We start from the raw sequence: 19,652 nt of genomic DNA, 5'->3' as shown, positions 1-19,652 counted from the left end.
CGCGCGTGGCGAGCCTCAACCCGGGGCCGCCCCCCCCCCGCGCCCGCCCCGTCCCGCGCGCCCGGCGGCCGCAAGCGCGCCGTGGGGGGGCGCCCCCCCCCCCCCCCCCCCCCCCCCCCGGCTCTGTCGACACCTCCGGGAGGGTTGATGAACTTCGACTTCGCCGCCCAGGCGCCGAAACTGATGATGTTGCTGTGGGGGCTGGTCGCCTTCGCAGTGGTCGTCGGCGGCCTGCTCGTCCTGCTCGACGCGGTGCCGGCGTTCTTCGCCCGGCGTCGCGAGGCGCAACTCGTCGCCGCCGCCGCCGGCAGCGCGCCGATGCCCCGGCGGACCAAGCCCCGGGAGGGGCTGTTCGCACTCTTCTTCCTGCTGCCGACCGTACTGCTGCTGATGATCGGCCTGGTCGTCCCGGCGATCCGCACCACGCTCCTGTCCTTCATGGACGGCGGCAGTCAGAACTGGGTCGGGCTGGACAACTACCGCTGGATGTTCGCCGAGGACGCGATCGTCCGGGTACTGATCAACACGCTGGTCTGGGTGACCCTGGTCCCGCTGGTCGCCACCTCGATGGGCCTGCTCTACGCGGTGCTGGTCGACAAGGCCCGGATGGAGTCGTTGGCGAAGTCGCTGATCTTCATGCCGATGGCGATCTCGTTCGTGGGTGCCGCCATCATCTGGCGGTTCGTCTACGCCTACCGGGGTGAGGACCAGGAACAGATCGGTCTGCTCAACCAGATCGTGGTCAGCCTCGGTGGCGAGCCCCGACAGTGGCTGCTCGACTCGCCACTGAACACGCTGCTGCTCATCGTGATCATGGTCTGGATCCAGGCCGGATTCGCCATGGTGGTGCTCTCCGCGGCGATCAAGTCCATCCCGGCCGACATCGTGGAGGCGGCCCGCCTCGACGGGGTCACCCCCTGGCAGATGTTCCGGCAGATCACCGTGCCCAGCATCCGGCCGGCCATGATCGTCGTCGTGGTCACCATCTCGATCGCCACGCTGAAGGTCTTCGACATCGTCCGCACCACGACCAACGGCAACTACGACACCAGCGTGATCGCGAACGAGATGTACAACCAGGCGTTCCGGTACGGCCAGAACGGTCAGGGGTCCGCCCTGGCGGTCTTCCTCTTCGTCCTGGTGCTGCCGATCGTGATCTTCCAGATCCGTAACCTGCGTCAGCAGCGACGGGAGGGCTGAGATGACCACCACCACTCCCCCGGTCGCCGCCGGCGCCCAGGACACAAGCGGCACGTCGACGCGGGCGTCCCGGGTACGCAAGCGGCTGAACAGCCGTACCGCGACGATCGTCGCGATCGTCATCGCGGTCGTCTGGACCATCCCGACGTTCGGCCTGTTCGTCTCCTCGTTCCGGCCGGAGCCCCAGCTCAAGACCACCGGCTGGTGGACGTTCTTCCGGGACCCGCAGTTCACCCTGCAGAACTACCAGGACGTGCTGTTCGGGCAGGCGTCCGGCTCGGGACAGCTCGCCAACTACTTCGTCAACTCGCTGGTCATCACCCTGCCGTCGGTGCTGTTCCCGCTCGCGTTCGCCGCCCTGGCCGCGTACGCGCTGGCGTGGATCAACTTCCGCGGCCGGGACTGGGTCTACATCGGCATCTTCGCGCTCCAGATCGTGCCGTTGCAGATGGCGCTGGTGCCGCTGCTGAGCTTCTTCTCGCGGGGAGTCAGCATCGGCGGCGTCACCCTGATGCCCGCCTGGAACCTCGACGGCGCGCAGAACTTCGCCCAGGTGTGGTTCGCGCACACCTGCTTCGCGTTGCCGTTCGCCGTGTTCCTGCTGCACAACTTCATCTCGCAGCTACCGAAGGACCTGATGGAGGCGGCCCGGGTCGACGGGGCCACCCACCCCAGGATCTTCCGCACCATCGTGTTGCCGCTGGTCGCTCCCGCCCTGGCCGCGTTCGGCATCTTCCAGTTCCTCTGGGTCTGGAACGACCTGCTGGTCGCGCTCATCTTCGCCGGTGGCAGCGACGTCACCGCGCCGCTCACCGTCCGGCTGGCCGAACTGGCCGGCACCCGGGGCAACGAGTGGCAACGGCTGACCGCCGGAGCGTTCGTCTCGATCGTCGTACCGCTGATCGTGTTCCTGTCGTTGCAGCGTTACTTCGTTCGAGGGCTGCTCGCCGGCAGCGTCAAGGGCTGATACCCCGGGTGGTGCCGCCGCCGACGGTGACGGCGGCACCACCCGGGACGTGAGCGGGGTAAGCGTGACCAGGATCGACGACGTCGCCCGGCTGGCCGGAGTCTCCACGGCCACCGTCTCCCGGGCGCTACGCGGACTGCCGACCGTGTCGGCCGCCACCCGCCACCGGGTGCTGGCTGCCGCCGAGCAGTTGCAGTATGCCGTGTCGCCGAGCGCCTCCCGGCTGGCCGGCGGTCGTACCGGCACGGTGGCGGTGGTGGTCCCCCGGATCACCCGGTGGTTCTTCGGCGTCGTCGTCGAAGCGGTCGAGGACTTCCTGCACCAGGCCGGCTACGACCTGCTGCTGCACAACCTCGGCGGCCGGGAGCAGAACCGCCAGCGCCTGCTGCACCCCGCCAACCTGCACAAGCGGGTGGACGCGGTGATGCTGGTCGCCACCCCGCTGCGGGCACCCGAACTGACCGCTCTGGCCGCGCTCGACCTGCCCGGGGTGACCGTCAGCTCCGGCACCGACGTGCCGGGCTGGCCCTGCGTACGCATCGACGACGTGGTCGCCGCGCGGACCGCCACCCGGCATCTGCTGGACCTCGGCCACCGACGCATCGCCCACATCTCCGGCGACCCCGACGACGAACTCGCCTTCACCGCGCACCTGGACCGACGCCGGGGCTACCAGGAGGCGCTGCGCGCCGCCGGCTTGTCTCCCGACCCGAGCCTCGACGTGGAGTCCCGGTTCGACATCGCCGGTGGCACCCGGGCCACCGAGGAACTGCTGCGCCGGGGTGATCCGCCCACGGCGATCTTCGCCGCCTGCGACGAGATGGCGATGGGCGCGCTGACCGCGCTGCGCGACGCCGGCCTGCGGGTACCCCAGGACGTCAGCGTGATCGGCATCGACGACCACGCACTCGCCGGTGTGCTCGGGCTGAGCACCATCGCCCAGCCCGCCGCCGAGCAGGGCCGGTTGGCCGCGAAGCTGCTGCTCGACCCGCTCGCCGGGCCCCCGCAATCCGGGCCACACCGTGCGACGTCGCCGGTGATCCTGAACACTCGGTTGGTCGTGCGTGAATCGACCGCGCCGGCGCGGGCACACTGACCTGATCACCTCGTCGTCCGGCGACCCGCCGGGCCGGCTCGACCACGGGAGTCCGTCCTGAACGACAACGCGACGCAGCAGACCGCGCCCTCCGCCCCGCTCACCGGTTGGTGGACCGAGGCGGTGATCTATCAGATCTACCCGCGCTCGTTCGCCGACTCCAACGGCGACGGCATCGGCGACCTGCCGGGGATCACCGCCCGCCTGGACCACCTGACCGAGCTGGGGGTCGACGCGGTCTGGCTCTCCCCGTTCTATCCGTCGCCGCAGGCCGACGCCGGCTACGACGTTGCCGACTACCGGGACGTGGAGCCGCTGTTCGGCACGCTCGCCGACGCCGACGAGCTGATCGCGCAGGCCCGCGCGCGGGGGCTGCGGGTGATCGTCGACCTGGTCCCCAACCACACCTCGTCGGCACACCGGTGGTTCCAGGCCGCCCTGGCCGCCGCGCCGGGCAGCCCCGAGCGGCAGCGGTACGTCTTCCGCGACGGCCGGGGCCCGGACGGCGTCGAGCCGCCCAACGACTGGCAGAGCGTCTTCGGCGGACCGGCCTGGACCCGGGTCCCCGACGGTCAGTGGTACCTGCACCTGTTCGACACCGCCCAGCCCGACCTGAACTGGGACGACCCGGAGGTACGCGCCGAGTTCCTGGACGTGCTGCGGTTCTGGCTGGACCGGGGCGTGGACGGCTTCCGGGTCGACGTGGCGCACGGGCTGGTCAAGCAGGCCGACCTGGCCGACTGGCGGGAGCCGCAGGAGATCCTCTCCGGGCAGGAGGCCGACAAGCCCCGCCCGCCGATGTGGGACCAGGACGGCGTACACGAGATCTACCGCGACTGGCGGCGGCTGCTGGACGGCTACCCCGGGGAACGCGTCCTGGTCGCCGAGGCGTGGGTGGAGCCGGCCGAGCGGCTGGCCCGGTACGTCCGCCCCGACGAGATGCACCAGGCGTTCAACTTCGAATACTTGGTCGCCTCCTGGACCGCCCCGGCCCAGTACGCCGTGATCACCCGGTCGCTGGAGGCCACCGACGCGGTCGGCGCGCCCACCACCTGGGTGCTCTCCAACCACGACGTGGTCCGGCACGCCTCCCGGCTCGGGCTGCCGGTGGGCACCGCCCGACCCAACGGCATCGGCGTCGGCGACGAGCAGCCGGACGCGGCGCTCGGGCTGCGCCGGGCCCGGGCGGCCACCCTGCTGATGCTCGCCCTGCCCGGTTCGGCCTACCTCTACCAGGGCGAGGAGTTGGGGCTGCCGGAGCACACCAGCCTGCCCGACGAGGCCCGGCAGGACCCGACCTGGGAACGCAGCGGGCGCACCCAGCGGGGCCGCGACGGCTGCCGGGTGCCGATCCCGTGGGAGGCCGACGCCCCGTCGTACGGCTTCGGGTCCACCGACGCGAGCTGGCTGCCACAGCCACCGGTCTGGGCCGAGTACGCCCGGGACCGCCAGCGCGACGTGCCCGGCTCGACGTACGAGATGTACCGGACGGCGTTGCGGCTACGGCGTACCCACGGGTTGGGTCGAGGCACCCTGGAGTGGCTCGCCTCCGACGACGACGTGCTGACCTTCCGCAACGGCGACCTGGTCGTGTCGACCAACTTCGGCCCGGAGGCGATTCCACTGCCCGACGGCAAACTGGTGCACAGCAGCGCTCCGTTGAACGAGGACGGTTCCCTCCCCACCGACGCAACCGTCTGGCTCCACTCCCCCTGATCGGGCGGGGGTGTGGGTGTTGTAAGGAAGGGCACCTTATTAACGCCTCAGGTAGAGGAAGGGCCCCCTGTTAACACCGCCCGTCGCGGGCTGCGGCAAGGCGAGCAGCCGCCGACCGGGCTGTCCCGCGCGGCCCGCCGGCTGGCGGTCGTTTGTTAACAGGGGGCCCTTGCTATGCACGAGGCGTTAACAAGGGGCCCTTCCTTACATCTGTCACAGCTTTTCGGCGCGAGAGTGCAGCAGGTCGCGGACGTCGGCGATGTCCTTGGGGGACGTCCGGGCGGCGAGCCAGTACATGATCCCGGTGGGGATGAAGAAGAGCTGGAACGCGGCCAGCCCGACGGCGTAGTTCAGCGGCGGCGGGAAAGCCCCCCGCAGGGCGTGGAAGACCACGCCGACCAGCCCGTTGCCGGCCGCCCGCCCCACCCCGTTGACCAGGTTGCCGAGGCTGTAGACGGTGCCCCGATGCTCGGGCGGGTTGGCATCGGCGATCAACGCGAACCAGTTCGGTGAGTTCGCCGAGGTCAACGCCAACGCCAGCAGCGCGGTGAGCAGGCTCAGCCCGACCGTCGGCTCGGTGAACACGCTGCCCACCACGGCCGCCACCACCGCGCCGGTGCCGGCGCCGTCGGGCACGTCGATGCGGATCGGCACGAAGAACAGCACCAGGTAGAGCGGGACCGCCGCGAGGATGCCGACCGCAGCGACCAGTGCCCGGCCGGAGGGCGTACGCCGTTGCAACGCATCGCCGATCAGACCGCCGACGATGGAGAACACGCCGCCGAGCTGGAACAGAGTGGCGAAGACGCTGCCCACCACGATCGCCGTCGCCGGTGAGTAGCCCTGCTCCCGGGCCCGCTCGGTGAAGAGCACCGGCAGCCAGACCAGCGAGCCGAACGCGGCCTGTGCGGTGAGGCCCTGCAGGACGAGCCACCGGTTGGTCCGCCGGCCCAGGATGACCGGCAGATCGGACCGGCTGATGCGGTGGTCGTACTCGGCGCCGGCGGCCAGCGCGGCGGCCAGTTCCGGTTCGCTCTGCCCGCGCCGGATGTCGTACGTGAACAGGTACGCCGCAGTGGCGGCCAGGCCGACGACGGTGAGCAGCAGGAACGGGCGGCGCCAGTCGGTCGCGCCGAGCAGCCCGCCGACCAGCGTGCCGGCCAGCGTGCCGATGCCCTGGGAGAGTCCCCAGAAGCTCATCACCAGGCCCCGGCGGCGGGGCGAGATCAGGTCGGTGACGACCGAGAACCCGACCGACCCGACCGCGCCGAGCCCGATCGCCGCCAGCAACTGCGCGGCCAGGAACGTCGGATAGTCGCCGGCCAGGCCGCTTCCCCCGGTGCCGACCGCCCAGATCAGCGTGCCGATCATGAGCAGCGGCTTGCGGTTGGTGCGGTCTCCGAAGTACGCCCAGCCGACCGCTGCCACGGCGCTGACCAGGAAACTGATCGCGGTGACCAGGCCGAGCAGGCGCTGCGGCACCGCGAAGGAGTCGGCGATCGCGCCGTAGAGCGGCGGCACCAGACCGATCGCCACGTTGTCCAGCGAGGCGAGCAGCACGAAGACCACGACGCTGTAGATCCGGTGCGTGGCGCTCCCGCCCCACACCCGCGCGGATCGGCCCGTGCGCAAGGTCATGCCGGCAGCCAACCAGGACCGGATAACGGCCCGGTCACCGGGTCCACCCACCCCGACCAGGCGACAGCAGACCGGCCCCACCCACGTCACCGATCCGCGCACCCCGACGACCTTGGCCCCGACGACTCCACAAGGCCGACGAGGCCGATGTCCCGTCACGGCACGACTGGGCCGAGGGGCCGACAAGGCCGACGACCCCACGGAGGCCCCACGATCCCACGGAGGCGCGACGACCCGACGAGGCCCGGCGACCCGACAGCGTCTAATGACCCGACGAGGCCCGACGCCCTCACAGGCCCCGATGATCGTGCGGCCCGCGCGGCCAAGATCACGCTCGATCCTGGATCGAGTGGCATCCCAGCGCCGCAATGACCACTCGATCCAGGATTGAGCACGACCTTGAGGTCAGCGAGCGAGTGGGCCGGCGGGAAGCCGATGCGATGCCCGAAAGCGCGACACGGCTGACGGCCCGGCACGGCCCGACGGCCCGGCACGGCCCGACGGCCCGACGCGGCCCGACGGCCCGGCACGGCCCGACGGCCCGACACGGCCCGGCACGGCCCGACGGCCTGACACCGCCCGACGCGGCCGATGCCCCGTCACGGCGCGACGGGACCGACCAGGCCGAGGAACCGACGAGACCGAGGAACCGACCAGGCCGACGGGACCGACCAGGCCGACGAGACCGACCAGACCGAGGGCGCAGCGGGTACCGGTCCGGGCCGGGGCGGTGTCGCGCCCCGGCCCGGACCCACGTGCGCTATCCGGACGTCGAGCGGTCCAGGTGGCGCTCCCGGGCCTCGGCGTAACGCTCCCGGATGGCCGGTACCGGCTCGGCGGCGTACTCCTCGGTGCCGGACGGAGACCACGACGGTGGTTCCGCGCCGCCGAGGGCCAGCCAGGCGGCCTGGCGGGCGGCCCCGTCGGCGACGTACTCGCCGGGTGGCGGGACGACCACCGGGCTGCCGAAGACCTGGGCGGCGATCCGGCGGACGGCGGCGGAGCGGGCCCCGCCACCGACCAGGATGACCCGGCGGACGGTCGCCCCCTGGGCGGACAGCGCGTCCAGACCGTCGGCGAGTGCGCAGAGCATGCCCTCGACCGCCGCCCGAGCCAGGTGGGCCGGGGTCGAGGTGCCCAGGGTCAGCCCGTGCACCGCCCCGGTGGCCAGCGGTCGGTTCGGCGTCCGCTCACCCTCCAGGTACGGCACCAGGACCAGCCCGTCCGCGCCGGGCGGCGCGGCCAGCGCCAGCTCGGCCAACTCGTCCAGCCCGACCCGCAGCATCCCGGCGGCGGCGTCGAGTACCCGGGCCGCGTTCAGCGTGCAGACCAGTGGCAGGAACCGGCCGCTGGCATCGGCGAAGCCGGCGACGATCCCGGTCGGGTCGGCGGCCGGCGCGTCGGCGACGCTGAACACGGTGCCGGAGGTGCCGATCGAGACGACCACGTCGCCGGGGCCGGCGCCCACCCCGAATCCGGCGGCGGCGTTGTCCCCCGCGCCGGGCCCGAGCAGCGCGCCGCCGGGCAGCGCGCCCGCCGTCTCGGACGGTCCCAGCACGGTCGGCACCCGTACCGTCCGACCGAGCGCCTGTTCCAGCAGGTCGGGACGGTACTCGCCGGTGGCCGGCGACCAGTAGCCGGTGCCGCTGGCGTCACTGCGGTCGGTGCGCAGCGCCGCCAGGTCGGACGATCCGGACAGTCGCCAGGTCAACCAGTCGTGCGGCAGGCAGACGGCGGCCACCCGGTCGGCGTTGGCCGGCTCGTGCCGGGCCAGCCAGCGCAGCTTGGTGACGGTGAAGCTGGCCACCGGCACGCTGCCCACCGCGTCGGCCCAGAACTGCCGTCCCGCCGTACCGGCACCGGCCTCCTCGACCAGGTCGGCGGCGGCCTGTGCGGAGCGGGTGTCGTTCCACAGCAGCGCCGGCCGCACCACCTCGCCGGAGTCGTCCAGGCAGACCATGCCGTGCTGCTGGCCGGCGACGGAGGCGGCGGCGACGTCGTCCAGCCCACCGGCGGCGTCGATCGCCGTCTGGAGGGCCGACCACCAGGCCGAGGGGTCGACCTCGGTGCCGTCCGGGTGCGGCGCCCGGCCCTGACGGACCAGGTCACCGGTCTCCGCGTCCCGGACGACCACCTTGCAGGACTGGGTGGAGGAGTCCACCCCCGCGACGAGCGGCATGCCGTCCGCCTCAGCGCGCGCCGAGCACGTGCTCGACGGCGAGCTGGTTGAGCCGGATGAAGCCGAAACCCTTGGCACCGGCCGCCTCGACGTCGTAGCCCTCGAACGCGCTGGTGTCGGCGAGCAGCTCGGCGTAGCCCTCGCCCTCGCCCAGGGTCGGTACGCCCAGCTCGCCGACCTTGCTGGCGGCCAACGCCTCGACCACCTCGGGGTCGGCCCGGAACGCCGCAGCCCGCTCCTTGAGCAGCAGGTAGGTCCGCATGTTCGCGGCGGCGGAGACCCACACCCCGTCCATGTCCTCGGTGCGGGAGGGCTTGTAGTCGAAGTGGCGGGGTCCGTCGTACCCGGGGCCGCCGCCCGGCGCGCCGTGCTCCAGCAGGTCCACCAGCGCGAACGCGTTGAGCAGGTCACCGTGGCCGAAGACCAGGTCCTGGTCGTACTTGATGCCGCGCTGGCCGTTGAGGTCGATGTGGAACAGCTTGCCCTGCCAGAGCGCCTGGGCGATGCCGTGCACGAAGTTCAGCCCGGCCATCTGCTCGTGGCCGACCTCCGGGTTGACGCCGACCCGGTCGGGGTGGGCGAGCGTGGAGATGAAGGCGAGGGCGTGCCCGACGGTGGGCAGCAGGATGTCGCCGCGCGGCTCGTTCGGCTTGGGCTCCAGCGCGAACCGCAGGTCGTAACCACGGTCGACGACGTACTGGCAGAGCAGGTCGACCGCCTCGCGGTAGCGCGCCAGCGCGGCCTGCACGTCCTTGGCCACGTCGTACTCGCCGCCTTCGCGACCGCCCCACATGACGAAGGTCTGGGCGCCCAGCTCGGCGGCGAGGTCGATGTTGCGCAGCACCTTGCGCAGCGCGTACCGCCGGACGTCGCGGTCGTTGCTGGTGAAGCCGCCGTCCTTGAAGACGGGCTGCTGGAAGAGGTCGGTGGTGACCATCGGCACCACCAGGCCGGTCTCGTCGAGCGCCTTGCGGAACCGGGCGATCTGGCCGTCGCGGGTGGCGGCGTCCGCACCGAACGGCACGAGGTCGTCGTCGTGGAAGGTGACGCCGTACGCGCCCAGCTCGGCGAGCCGGTGCACCGACTCCACCGGGTCCAGCGCGGGCCGGGTGGCGTGACCGAACGGGTCTCGGCCCTGCCAGCCGACCGTCCAGAGGCCGAAGGAGAACTTGTCGGCGGGGGTGGGACGGGATGCCATTACAGACCTCCGGTGGTGTCGTCCGCTATTTGTTCAGTGGTTGAATTAAATGGCCGCGATGTGGCAGTGTCAAGGGGTGACCCGACTCGCAGCCCCGGCCGGCGGCGTACGCCAGGGCAGCCTGCGTGAGCTGAACCTCGCCCTCGTCCTCGGCCGGATCGCCGCGGCCGACCGCCCGCCCTCCCGGGCCGCGCTGGCGGCCGAGACCGGCCTGACCCGGGCCACCGTCTCGGCCGTGGTGGAGGACCTCGTCGCCGGTCGACTGGTCACCGAGGCCGAGCCGACTCCGCGCGCCGGTGCCGGTCGACCCGCCCGTGGCCTGGTGCTCGCCGGTGACGGCCCGGCCGGGCTCGGGCTGGAGATCAACGTCGACTACCTGGCCGCCTGCGTGGTCGACCTCTCCGGTGAGGTACGGCACCACACCGTGCACCGGGCCGACCTGCGCCCGGTCTCCCCCGCCGACGCGCTGGCCCGGCTGGCCCGGCTCGCCGCCCGCGCCCGCGCCGACGCCGACGCGCAGGGCCTCACCCTGGCCGGCGCGGCCCTCGGCGTGCCCGGGCTGGTCGACGACACCGGCCGGGTCCGCCTCGCGCCGAACCTGAGCTGGCGGGACGTACCCGTCCCGGAGCTGCTGGCCGCACACCCGCCGCTCACCGAGACCGTGGCGGGCGTACCGACGCTGGTGGTGGACAACGAGGCCAACCTCGCCGCGCTCAGCGAACTGCACGCCGGTGCCGGACCGGGCAGCTTCCTGCACCTCTCCGGTGAGGTCGGCATCGGTGCCGGGATCGTGCTCGACGGCGCGTTGTTCCGGGGCGTCCGGGGCTGGAGCGGCGAGATCGGGCACATCCCGGTGCGGCCGGACGGCCCGCCGTGCCGGTGCGGCGGCCGGGGTTGCCTGGAACGCTACGCCGGACAGGAGGCGATCCTCGCCGCCGCCGGCCTGGCCGGGGCCGACCTGCCGGCCGACACCGCGCCGATGCGGCTGGCCCAGCTCGCCGAGGCCGGCGAGCCCGCCGCCCGGCACGCCCTGCACGAGGCGGGTACGGCCATCGGCATCACCGTGTCGAGCGTGATCAACCTGCTGGATCTGGACACCGTGGTACTCGGTGGCGGTTACGCTCCGCTCGCTCCCTGGATCCGGCCACCGGTGCTCGCCGAGATCGAACGCCGGGTGCTCACCGCCGCCTGGTCACCGGTGACCGTACGACCCGCGGCCCTCGGCGCGACCGCCGCCGCGGTGGGCGCGGCAGGCTCGGTGGTACGCCGGATCATCGCCCGCCCGGCGGGTTGGCTGGCCCGGCTCTAGACCACGGTGTTCCTGCGAGGGCACCCCTCGGGAGCCCTCGGTACCCTTGTCCCGAGGCAACAAACCCCGTGGACCCGAGGAGCACAACACCGGCATGCGTACAGGTCGACAGCGCAGGGCGCAGGACGACCGTCGGTGACCACGACCCGACGGGGCCCGGCCGCCGGCTCCACCGGCCGTGGGCGAACCGGCCGCCCGGGCTCCCGCAGCTCGATGGACCCCGATCTCGCGCGGGAACTCCTCGACGGGCTCGCCGAGGCGGTCCTGATCACCGACAGTGCCGGGCAGGTCGTGCTGGTCAACGCCGCAGCCACCGCCCTGCTGCCGGAACTGCACCCGGGCGTCGGGCTGCCCGGTTCCCCGGTCGCGATGCTGGCCGAGGCGTACGCGACCGGGGCGGACGACGTCGAGGGCGAACACCGGGACCGGCGGCTCCGGGGCATCCGCCGCCCGCTGGCCGGTGACCGGTCGGCCTGGTACGTGCGGGACGTCACCGACGACCACCAGCGCGCCGAGGCGCTGCGCACCGAGCGGGGACGGACCGACTTCCTGGCCCAGGCCGGCCGTCGACTCGGCCTGGCGCTGCACCGCGACCAGGCGCTCCAGGCCGCCGCGACGCTGCCCGTGCCGTACCTCGCCGACCTGGCCCTGATCGTGTATCTGCCGACCGGGGCGGTCGAGTACCAGCCGCAGTGGATCCGGCACGCCGGTCACCAGTCGACGCCGGCCCTCGGCGCCACCGACTGGGACGCCGTCAGCGCCGTACCCGGGCTGGTCGAGGCGCTCGACGGAGAGGCCGGCGTGCCACGGCCCTGGCCCGCCGCGGAGCGCGACGGCGTCGGGCCGCTGATCCCCGACGACCTCGATCCGGCGGCGACGCTGCTGGTCAGCCCGATGCCGGGGGCCGGCCGGACGGCGGGCGCGCTGGTGCTGGTGCGGGCCGGGGCGCGCGACGGGTTCGACCGGCGCGACGTCGAGCTGGTCCGGGAGTTCGCCGCCCGGGCCGGAGCCGCCATGGCCACCGCCCAGCTCTACGACGAGCAGACCCACCTGGCCCGGGTACTGCAGAACAGTCTGCTCCCGCCGGACCTGCCCGCCGTCGACGGCGTACGGCTCGCCGGTGGGTACCGCGCGGCCGGCGACAGCCTGCGCATCGGCGGTGACTTCTACGACGTGCTCCCGACCGACGGCGGCGCGCTGTTCGCCCTCGGCGACGTCAGCGGCAAGGGCGTCGGTGCGGCCGTGCTGACCGGCCGGGTCCGCCAGTCGTTGCAGACGCTGCGCCTGGTCGAACATCGGCCCCGGGAGCTGCTCGGGCTGCTCGACCGGGCGCTGCTGGACATCCCGGACGCGGCCCGTCGCGGCCAGTTCACCACCCTGCTGCTGGGCACGCTGCATCCCGAGCCGGACGGCGGAGTGCGGGTCCGGGTGGCCGGCGGCGGGCATCCTGCGCCGCTGCTGGTCGACGGCGCCGGGACGGTGACCCCGGTCCAGGTGGGCGGCATGCCGGTGGGTGCGGTGCCCGGGGCGCGGTTCGACGAGGCCGAGGTCCGGCTGCGGCCGGGTGAGCTGTTGCTGGCCCGCACCGACGGGGTGACCGAGGCCAGGGGCGGGCCGCACGGCACCGAGATGTTCGGCGAGCGGCGGCTGCACCGGGCCCTGGGCGAGGCCGCCGGGTCCGCACCGGCGACGCTTGTCGACCGCGTGCTCCACCTGGTCGACGAATGGTGCGGTGGGCACCGGCACGACGACGTGGCGATGCTGGCGGTGGGCCCGGCCGCAACCGGCTGACCGACGGCCGGTCAGGCGGTACGTGAGACGGAGGTCTCCCCCGCCGCCCAGCTCCGTGGCTGCGGCTCGGCACCGTGCTCCACGGCGGGCCGGCCCGCCGGTAGCTGCTCCGGGTGGGTCTCCTGCTGCGGCACCAGCGGCGACACCTGCCGCATCACCCGCGCGCGAGCCGCCGCGTCGAACTCACGCAGCCCGTGCAGCAGGGCCTCCCGGGCCTCCGGCGTCATCGCGGCGAGGATCGTGGACAGCTGCTGGCGGCGGTCCTCGCGCAGCTCGGCGAGGAGCCGGCGGGCCTCGGCGGTGAGGTGCAGCGAGATCTCCCGGCGGTCAGCGCGTCCCGGCTCGCGTTCCAGCATCCCGGCGGCGACCAGCCGGTCACAGAGCCGGCTGGCCGAGGAGAGCAGCATGTCCAGCCCGGCGGCCAACCGGCGCAGGTTGATGCCGTCCTGCCGTTCGACGAGCATGACGGCCCGCAGCTGGGCGGTGGAGATCCGGTTGGCCGTGCGTTCCCGCGCACCGTCCCAGACGGTCAGCAGGGCGCTTGCCGCGGTATCCAGCTCGGCAGCCATACTCATCTCGGGTCCCGGTGGACCATGCAGTTCCGCCATGGTGGGCCTGAGCGTACTCCGATTCTGTCGCCGAATGGGCTTGTGATCAAGGAGAGACGATGAGCGAGCCGGTCGACGAGGCCCGTGCCACACTCACGGCAGCCCCCGCAGACCTGCTCGTCCGGCGGATCGCGGAGCTGTTGGAGCGGGAGTACGGCATCACCGAGACCGAGCTGCTCCAGGTCGACTACCGCCTGGCCGCGTTGCTCCCGCTCACCGGCGGTGACGAGGTGACCAGCCCGGGTCACCCCGCCTGGCGCTGCTTCGACCACGAGACCCCGGTGTACGCGGACGGCACCGGTTACCTGCCGGTCAACATGCGCGGCGAACGGCGTGGTGTGCTCCGGGTCGCACCGCTGACCGACGACGGGCTGCTGAGCGAGCTGCTGGAGATCGCCACCGCGATGGCGCACGAGCTGACCGCGGTCGACCCCGGCACCGACGTGTACCGCATCGCCCGGCGTACCCGACGGCTCACGCTCGCGGCCGAGGTGCAGTGGGAACTCCTGCCCGGGCGCAGCCGGACCCGTCCCTCGTTCAGCCTGGCCGGCCAGCTCGAACCCGCGTACGCGGTGCGCGGCGACAGCTTCGACTGGTCCGACGACGGCGAACGCGTCTGGACCGCGACGATCAACGGGATGGGCGAGGGGGTGGCCGCCTCGATGCTCACCACGCTGGCCACCTGCGCGCTGCGCAACGCCCGCCGGGCCGGCATCCCGCTCGCCGACCAGGCCACCCTGGCCGACCAGGCGATCTACGACCTGCACCGGGGTGAGCAACATCTCTCCACCCTGCTGCTCGAACTCGACCTGCGTACCGGCCTGCTCACCGCTGTCGACGCCGGTTCGCCCCGGCTGGTGCTGCTGCGGGCCGGGCAGGTCACCGTGCAGCCGCTGGAGGCGCAGTTCCCGCTCGGCATGTTCGAGGGGACGAACTACCACGAGCAGTACGTCCAGCTCCAGCGCGGCGACCGTCTCTTCATGATCAGCGACGGGGTGATCGACGCGACCGGGCGCAACATCCGCTACGGCGAGACCGCGCTGGACCGGATGTTGCGCCGTACCGCGCCGATGACCCCGCTCGACGCGGTCCGTTCCCTCCTCGGCGACCTGCGCGCCTTCGTCGCCGGTGACCTGACCGACGACGCAGTCGTGGTCTGCCTGGACTGGACCGGCCCGCAGCCCTGAGGCCCGTTCTAGTACGCGCCCCGGCTGTTGACCACCGCGCCGAAGGTCTTCCAGAGGATGGTCAGGTCGGCCGCGAGTGACCAGTTCTCCACGTAGTAGAGGTCGAGCCGGATGCCGTCCTCCCAACTCAGGTCGGACCGGCCGCTGACCTGCCAGAGACCGGTCATCCCGGGCTTGACCAGCAGACGCCGGGCCACGTCGCCGTCGTAGCGGGCCACCTCGGACGGCAACGGCGGCCGTGGCCCGACCAGGCTCATCTGCCCGAACAGCACGTTGACCAACTGGGGAAGCTCGTCCAGGGACCACTTGCGCAGCAGCCGGCCGACCCTGGTCACCCGGGGGTCGTCCCGCATCTTGAACATCAGACCGTCGGTCTCGTTGCGGGCGGTCAACTCCGCCAGCAGGGCGTCGGCGTTCACCACCATGGTGCGGAACTTGAAGACGCCGAACTCGCGCCCGCCCTGCCCCACCCGGGTCTGCCGGAACAGCACCGGCCCCCGGCTGTTCACCTTCACCGCCAGCGCGATGGCCGCCAGCAACGGGAACAGCAGGGTCAGCGCCACCAGCGCGACCGAGCGGTCGACCAGCCCCTTGACCAGCTTGCGAACCCCACGGAACTCGGGTGCCTCCACGTGGATCAGGGGCAGCCCGGCGACCGGACGGGTGTGGATACGCGGGCCCGCGACGTCGGTCAACGCCGGGGCCAGCACCAGGTCGATGCCGGTGCCCTCCAGTTGCCATCCGAGCCGACGCAGCCGGGTGGCGGTCAGCTCCCCGCAGGCGGTGACCGCGACCGTGTCCGCGCCGATGGCGTCGGCGGCCTCCGGGATGCCCCGGAACGAGCCGACCACCGGCACGTCACCGAGCCGCTGCGCCACCGGGGCCAGCAGCGCGTCCGGGATGCAGGCGCCGACCACCTGGTAGCCGGCGTACGGCTCGCGGCGCAGCGTGTGCACCAGTTCCAACACGTGTGCGGTGTCGCCGACCACCAGCACCCGCCGAGACCAGCCCGTCCCCCGCGACCGGGCTCGGTGCAGACGCTTGCGCGCGGCGAACCGGGCCACTTCGAGCCCGATCATGCCCACCGCGAACGAGATCGCCAGGAAGCCACGGGACACGCCGACGTCGGCGACGTATCCGAGGATCGCGACGGCGCCGGCCAACCGGAGGCTGGCCATGCTCACCCGCCGGTACTCGTCCGCGCCGTAGCCGACCACCCGGTCGTCGTAACAGCGCAGGGCCTTCAGGGAGACCAACCAGGCCAGCACAAGTGCCGGCGCGAACAGGACGTAGGGCACGTGGGTACCACGTGGCACGGATTCACCGAATCGCGCCGCGTAACCGATGAGCACTGCCACGGAGAGTACGGTGGCGTCCAGCACGACCAGGGAACGGACGTATGTCCGCTGGTCGCCACGCACCGACCCGCTCGATGGCGCAGCCTCACCTGATCGCGATGACGATCTGGCGGGGGTCAACAGCGTCGCCGAGGTCACCAGCCCTCCCACACTTCGCTCGCCGACGGCCCGGGACCGGCCGGGACGGAGGCCGGATCTGCCGGTGCACGAGGACATCCTGCCTTGATAACTATGGCGGCCGATTGCTTCGGACGTATTGCCGTCACTTTCCGGTGTGGAGGACGACCGGAAAGGGGCCTGTCGTACCGCTTTCTCCGGTACCGCAGACCCCTTCCTGCGCCTACGCTCAGGCCGGTGCCTTCCTCAGGGCGATCGCCCTGAGGAAGATGTCACTGATCTTGGTGGGGTCGGCGGCGATGAACGCCCCGCCACCGGCGGCCCCGGCGATGGTGTCCAGCTCAGCCTTGCTCACCTCGGTGCCGATGCCCACGATGATGACCTGGATCGGCTGCTCCGGGTCCTTGATCCGCTCCAGCTCCGCGAGCAGTTCGCGCTGCGAGATGCCGTCCGGGTTCTCGTTCTTGCCATCGGTGAAGAGCACGATCGAGTTGACCTTGCCGGGTTCCCAGTTGCGCTGCACGTCCTTGTAGGCGGCCAACAGCGTGTCGTAAAGGCCGGTGTCACCGCTGGACGAGGTGACCGTGTCCAGTCCCCGCTCCAGGGTGCTGCGCTGCCGCGACAGCGGCGCGATCGGCACCACCTCGCGGTAGTCCCGCGTCCCCGCCAGCTTGGTGGAGAACACCCACAACCCGATCGACCACGAGTCGTCGAACAGGTTCAGACCGCGTCGGGCCGCCTCGATGGTGACCTGCTGCCGGGTCGCCCCGTTGGCCGTCGGCACGGTCTTCTTCATCGAGCCGGAGACGTCGATGATGCAGAGCATCCGACCGGACAGCGTGGCGATCGACCAGCTCGACACCGCCCGCTCCACCGCGTCCGGTGCCAGCCCACCGGCGGCCACCCCGCCCTGCGGCGGCGCGGCGGAGGAGTCGCCACCGGCTGGGCTGGGTGCACCCTGCGGCGCGGCGAAGCCGCTCCCCCAGTTCCCGTCCGGCCCACGCAGCGACTGCTCGGCCAGCTTGTCCTTGAACGACGAGGTGGTCAGCGCCTCGAACAGCACCCGGGCGGCCGACGCCTTGGCCGGGTCGATGCCGGGCAGCACCGCGTACGGGTAGTCCAACGGCAGCGGCGCCGGTTTGAGGTACAACGCCGCCAACGGCACCGGAGGCTTGCGGGCGTTGTACTGGATGACGTCCTCTTCGGAGAGGGCCGCCGCGCCGAGCGCACTGGCCAGCGTGGTGTTGTCCGCCGCGGTCGGGAACTTCGCCAGCAGGTCCTGGCGCAGCGCCGAGGCACCCGACGCCAGCGCCCGCAACGCGCCGACCCGGTCCTGCTCGGCGGTGGCACCACCGGTGGACGAGGCCGCGGTCATCAGCGACAGCAGGCCGGACAGGCCGGCGGCGTCCCGGGTCGGCTCAACGATCCCGGTCCGCAGCGGCCGGTCGCTGTTGACCCGGGCCAGCAACTGGGTCCAGTCGAGTTCCTTCTGGGGCCAGCCCAGCCGGGCGGCGATCGGCTCGGGCATCGCGACGACCACCGGGCTGCTGGCGATCGACGCACCGTTGCCCGGCTCGAAGGCCGCCGCGCCACCGGTCTTGAGTCGCAGCAGCCAGGTGGAGGAGTCCGGGATCCAGACGTCGGGGCTCACCGCGGTGCCGCTGGCCTGGCCGACGCCGGCCAGGGTCGCGCCGTGCTTGGCGGCCACCACCGCCGCCACCTCGACCGGGTCGGCCGCCGAGACCGTCACGTCGATGCAGGTCCCCTCGACGGCGGCACCCTTCTCCTCCCACTCGGAGGCGGCCTGGTCCACCGCAGGGGCGAGCTCGCTGGCCACGGCGACGGACAGCTCGATCTTGCCCGAGCAGTCCTGACCGGCGAGTTGGCGATAGCCGACCCACCCCCCGGCCGTGACGACGAGAACGCCGACCGCCGCCGCGGCGGCGGCGCCGTGAATACCTGAACGCATGCGATGGCGGCCTGCTGACACGCAGACCATCTTGCGTATCCCGCCGGTGGACTGCCATGGCCGTTCGGTCGAAAGTTACAGAGGAGAAACAGTTTCCCCCGAATTGGTAACTTTGTGTGACGACGCAACGGCGCAATGTGGATGCATCTATGTCTCAGGCCCGCGATCAGGGCAGAACACAGGTCGGACTGGCGACTACGAGCGGCTCGCCCAGTGGCGCCGGAACGCCGGTCTCCCGGTCGACGAGAAAAGTGCGTACCATTTCTGCCCGCTCGTCGGCGACGTACAGGTGCTCACCGATGACGGCGAAGTGGCGCGGCCACTCGCCGCCGGTGTCCACCTCGGCCACCTGCTCCGGCAGTTTCGCGCCGAGGGAGAAGACGGTGATCGTGCCCACTCCCCGGTTGGCGACATAGAGGAAACGCCCGTCGGCACCCACGGCGATCTCCGACGGCTGCACGTGCCCGGCCCGGCCGCTGGCCTCGACCCGCCCGATCTCCTGGAGCACGCCGTCGTCGGTCACCTCGTAGGCGAGGACCGAGCCGTCCAACTCGCCGGAGACGTAGCAGCGCCGGCCGTCCGGATGCCGGGCCACGTGCCGGGGACCCACCCCCGGGGCGGTGCGCACCCGGGCACCCCGGGGTGCCAGCGCGCCCGCCGCGTCGAGGTCGTACCGGTAGATCGAGTCGGTGCCCAGGTCGACGGCGAGCAGCGGCGCGCCGTCCCTGCCCGGCGAGACCATGTGAGCGTGCGCCTGCTCCTGCCGCTCGGGGTTCGGCCCGTGCCCCTGGTGGGCCACCACGTCGGTACGCGCACCCGGGACACCGTCGGCGTCGAGCGGGAACACGGTCACGCTGCCGCTGCCGTAGTTGGCCACCACGAGGTGTCCGCCGTCCGGCGTGACCGCCAGGTGGCACGGCTCCGCGCCCCCGGTCGCCTGGGTGCCGGCCGCGTCCAGCTCCCCGTCGGCCCCCACCCGCCAGGCACTGATCTCACCGGTGGGCAGCTCGTTGACCGCGTACAGCATCGGCAGGCGGGGATGGCGGGCGAGGAAGGACGGCGACGCGGTGACCGCGACCGTGCCCAGTGAGGTCAGCTCACCGGTGTGCGGATCGCGGCGGGCCGCGACGATGCCGGTGGCCCGGCCGCCGCTGGACGCCGTATAGCCGCCGATGTGCACGATCTCGCCCTGAACCGCCACCGTGTTCCGCCTCCCTGCCGAATCCTGCGTCGATCTCACCAGAAGCCTTGCCCCGATGCCGACCGGTTAGACCTGGAATTCCCGACGGACCTGCGATCCGCCCGGTCCCGGCCCGCGT

Annotated in this window: 14 protein-coding genes; 7 read left to right on the top strand and 7 right to left on the bottom strand. The window is 72.4% G+C overall.

Annotated features, from left to right (window positions below; translation table 11 throughout):
* The first annotated feature begins 147 nt into the window (after positions 1 to 147).
* From ACIBO1_RS12630 to ACIBO1_RS12615, 4 genes are all read left to right on the top strand, one after another.
* Positions 148 to 1,200 (top strand): carbohydrate ABC transporter permease, encoded by a 1,053-nt coding sequence (locus ACIBO1_RS12630; RefSeq protein ID WP_396744772.1) that lies wholly within the window; start codon positions 148 to 150, stop codon positions 1,198 to 1,200.
* A 1-nt stretch (position 1,201) separates the two neighbouring features.
* The gene (locus ACIBO1_RS12625) at positions 1,202 to 2,167 is read left to right on the top strand and encodes a carbohydrate ABC transporter permease (RefSeq protein WP_350692341.1); all 966 of its coding nucleotides are present in this window, start codon (positions 1,202 to 1,204) and stop codon (positions 2,165 to 2,167) included.
* A 64-nt stretch (positions 2,168 to 2,231) separates the two neighbouring features.
* The gene (locus tag ACIBO1_RS12620; protein ID WP_396744839.1) at positions 2,232 to 3,263 is read left to right on the top strand and encodes a LacI family DNA-binding transcriptional regulator; all 1,032 of its coding nucleotides are present in this window, start codon (positions 2,232 to 2,234) and stop codon (positions 3,261 to 3,263) included.
* Between the two features lie 57 nt (positions 3,264 to 3,320).
* A complete protein-coding gene (locus tag ACIBO1_RS12615) occupies positions 3,321 to 4,979 on the top strand; it encodes an alpha-amylase family glycosyl hydrolase (protein WP_396744836.1) in 1,659 nt (552 codons plus the stop codon).
* 213 nt (positions 4,980 to 5,192) lie between these two features.
* On the opposite strand, the gene ACIBO1_RS12610 is transcribed toward ACIBO1_RS12615, so the two are convergent.
* From ACIBO1_RS12610 to xylA, 3 genes are all read right to left on the bottom strand, one after another.
* On the bottom strand, positions 5,193 to 6,617 hold the full coding sequence (locus ACIBO1_RS12610) for an MFS transporter (RefSeq protein ID WP_350692345.1): 1,425 nt from the start codon (positions 6,615 to 6,617) through the stop codon (positions 5,193 to 5,195).
* 760 nt (positions 6,618 to 7,377) lie between these two features.
* Complete coding sequence (xylB, locus tag ACIBO1_RS12605) at positions 7,378 to 8,796, bottom strand: xylulokinase (RefSeq protein ID WP_396744767.1); 1,419 nt, start codon at positions 8,794 to 8,796, stop codon at positions 7,378 to 7,380.
* 10 nt (positions 8,797 to 8,806) lie between these two features.
* Complete coding sequence (xylA, locus tag ACIBO1_RS12600; protein ID WP_350692348.1) at positions 8,807 to 9,994, bottom strand: xylose isomerase; 1,188 nt, start codon at positions 9,992 to 9,994, stop codon at positions 8,807 to 8,809.
* A 49-nt stretch (positions 9,995 to 10,043) separates the two neighbouring features.
* Here xylA and ACIBO1_RS12595 point away from each other — a divergent pair, with 49 nt between their 5' ends.
* Together ACIBO1_RS12595 and ACIBO1_RS12590 are read left to right on the top strand one after the other, a co-directional pair.
* Positions 10,044 to 11,303 (top strand): ROK family protein, encoded by a 1,260-nt coding sequence (locus tag ACIBO1_RS12595; protein WP_396744763.1) that lies wholly within the window; start codon positions 10,044 to 10,046, stop codon positions 11,301 to 11,303.
* A 135-nt stretch (positions 11,304 to 11,438) separates the two neighbouring features.
* On the top strand, positions 11,439 to 13,094 hold the full coding sequence (locus tag ACIBO1_RS12590) for a PP2C family protein-serine/threonine phosphatase (protein WP_396744760.1): 1,656 nt from the start codon (positions 11,439 to 11,441) through the stop codon (positions 13,092 to 13,094).
* An 11-nt stretch (positions 13,095 to 13,105) separates the two neighbouring features.
* Here ACIBO1_RS12590 and ACIBO1_RS12585 read toward each other — a convergent pair whose 3' ends face one another.
* Positions 13,106 to 13,669, bottom strand: coding sequence for a MarR family winged helix-turn-helix transcriptional regulator (locus ACIBO1_RS12585; protein WP_396744757.1), 564 nt, complete (start codon positions 13,667 to 13,669; stop codon positions 13,106 to 13,108).
* Between the two features lie 92 nt (positions 13,670 to 13,761).
* On the opposite strand from ACIBO1_RS12585, the gene ACIBO1_RS12580 reads away from it, so the two are divergent.
* A complete protein-coding gene (locus ACIBO1_RS12580; protein WP_396744754.1) occupies positions 13,762 to 14,889 on the top strand; it encodes a PP2C family protein-serine/threonine phosphatase in 1,128 nt (375 codons plus the stop codon).
* Between the two features lie 8 nt (positions 14,890 to 14,897).
* On the opposite strand, the gene ACIBO1_RS12575 is transcribed toward ACIBO1_RS12580, so the two are convergent.
* The 3 genes from ACIBO1_RS12575 to ACIBO1_RS12565 all read right to left on the bottom strand — a co-directional run bounded on the left by ACIBO1_RS12575 (position 14,898) and on the right by ACIBO1_RS12565 (position 19,534).
* Positions 14,898 to 16,385, bottom strand: coding sequence for a sugar transferase (locus ACIBO1_RS12575; protein WP_396744751.1), 1,488 nt, complete (start codon positions 16,383 to 16,385; stop codon positions 14,898 to 14,900).
* A gap of 208 nt (positions 16,386 to 16,593) precedes the next feature.
* Positions 16,594 to 18,354, bottom strand: coding sequence for a substrate-binding domain-containing protein (locus ACIBO1_RS12570; RefSeq protein ID WP_396744748.1), 1,761 nt, complete (start codon positions 18,352 to 18,354; stop codon positions 16,594 to 16,596).
* A 145-nt stretch (positions 18,355 to 18,499) separates the two neighbouring features.
* Positions 18,500 to 19,534, bottom strand: coding sequence for a lactonase family protein (locus ACIBO1_RS12565; RefSeq protein WP_396744745.1), 1,035 nt, complete (start codon positions 19,532 to 19,534; stop codon positions 18,500 to 18,502).
* Positions 19,535 to 19,652: the final 118 nt, after the last annotated feature.

It is taken from the genome of Micromonospora sp. NPDC049903, assembly GCF_044460945.1.
GTDB lineage: Bacteria > Actinomycetota > Actinomycetes > Mycobacteriales > Micromonosporaceae > Micromonospora.
The sequence above is the reverse complement of the archived record's forward strand: the minus strand, read 5'-3'. Positions and strand labels throughout refer to the sequence as shown.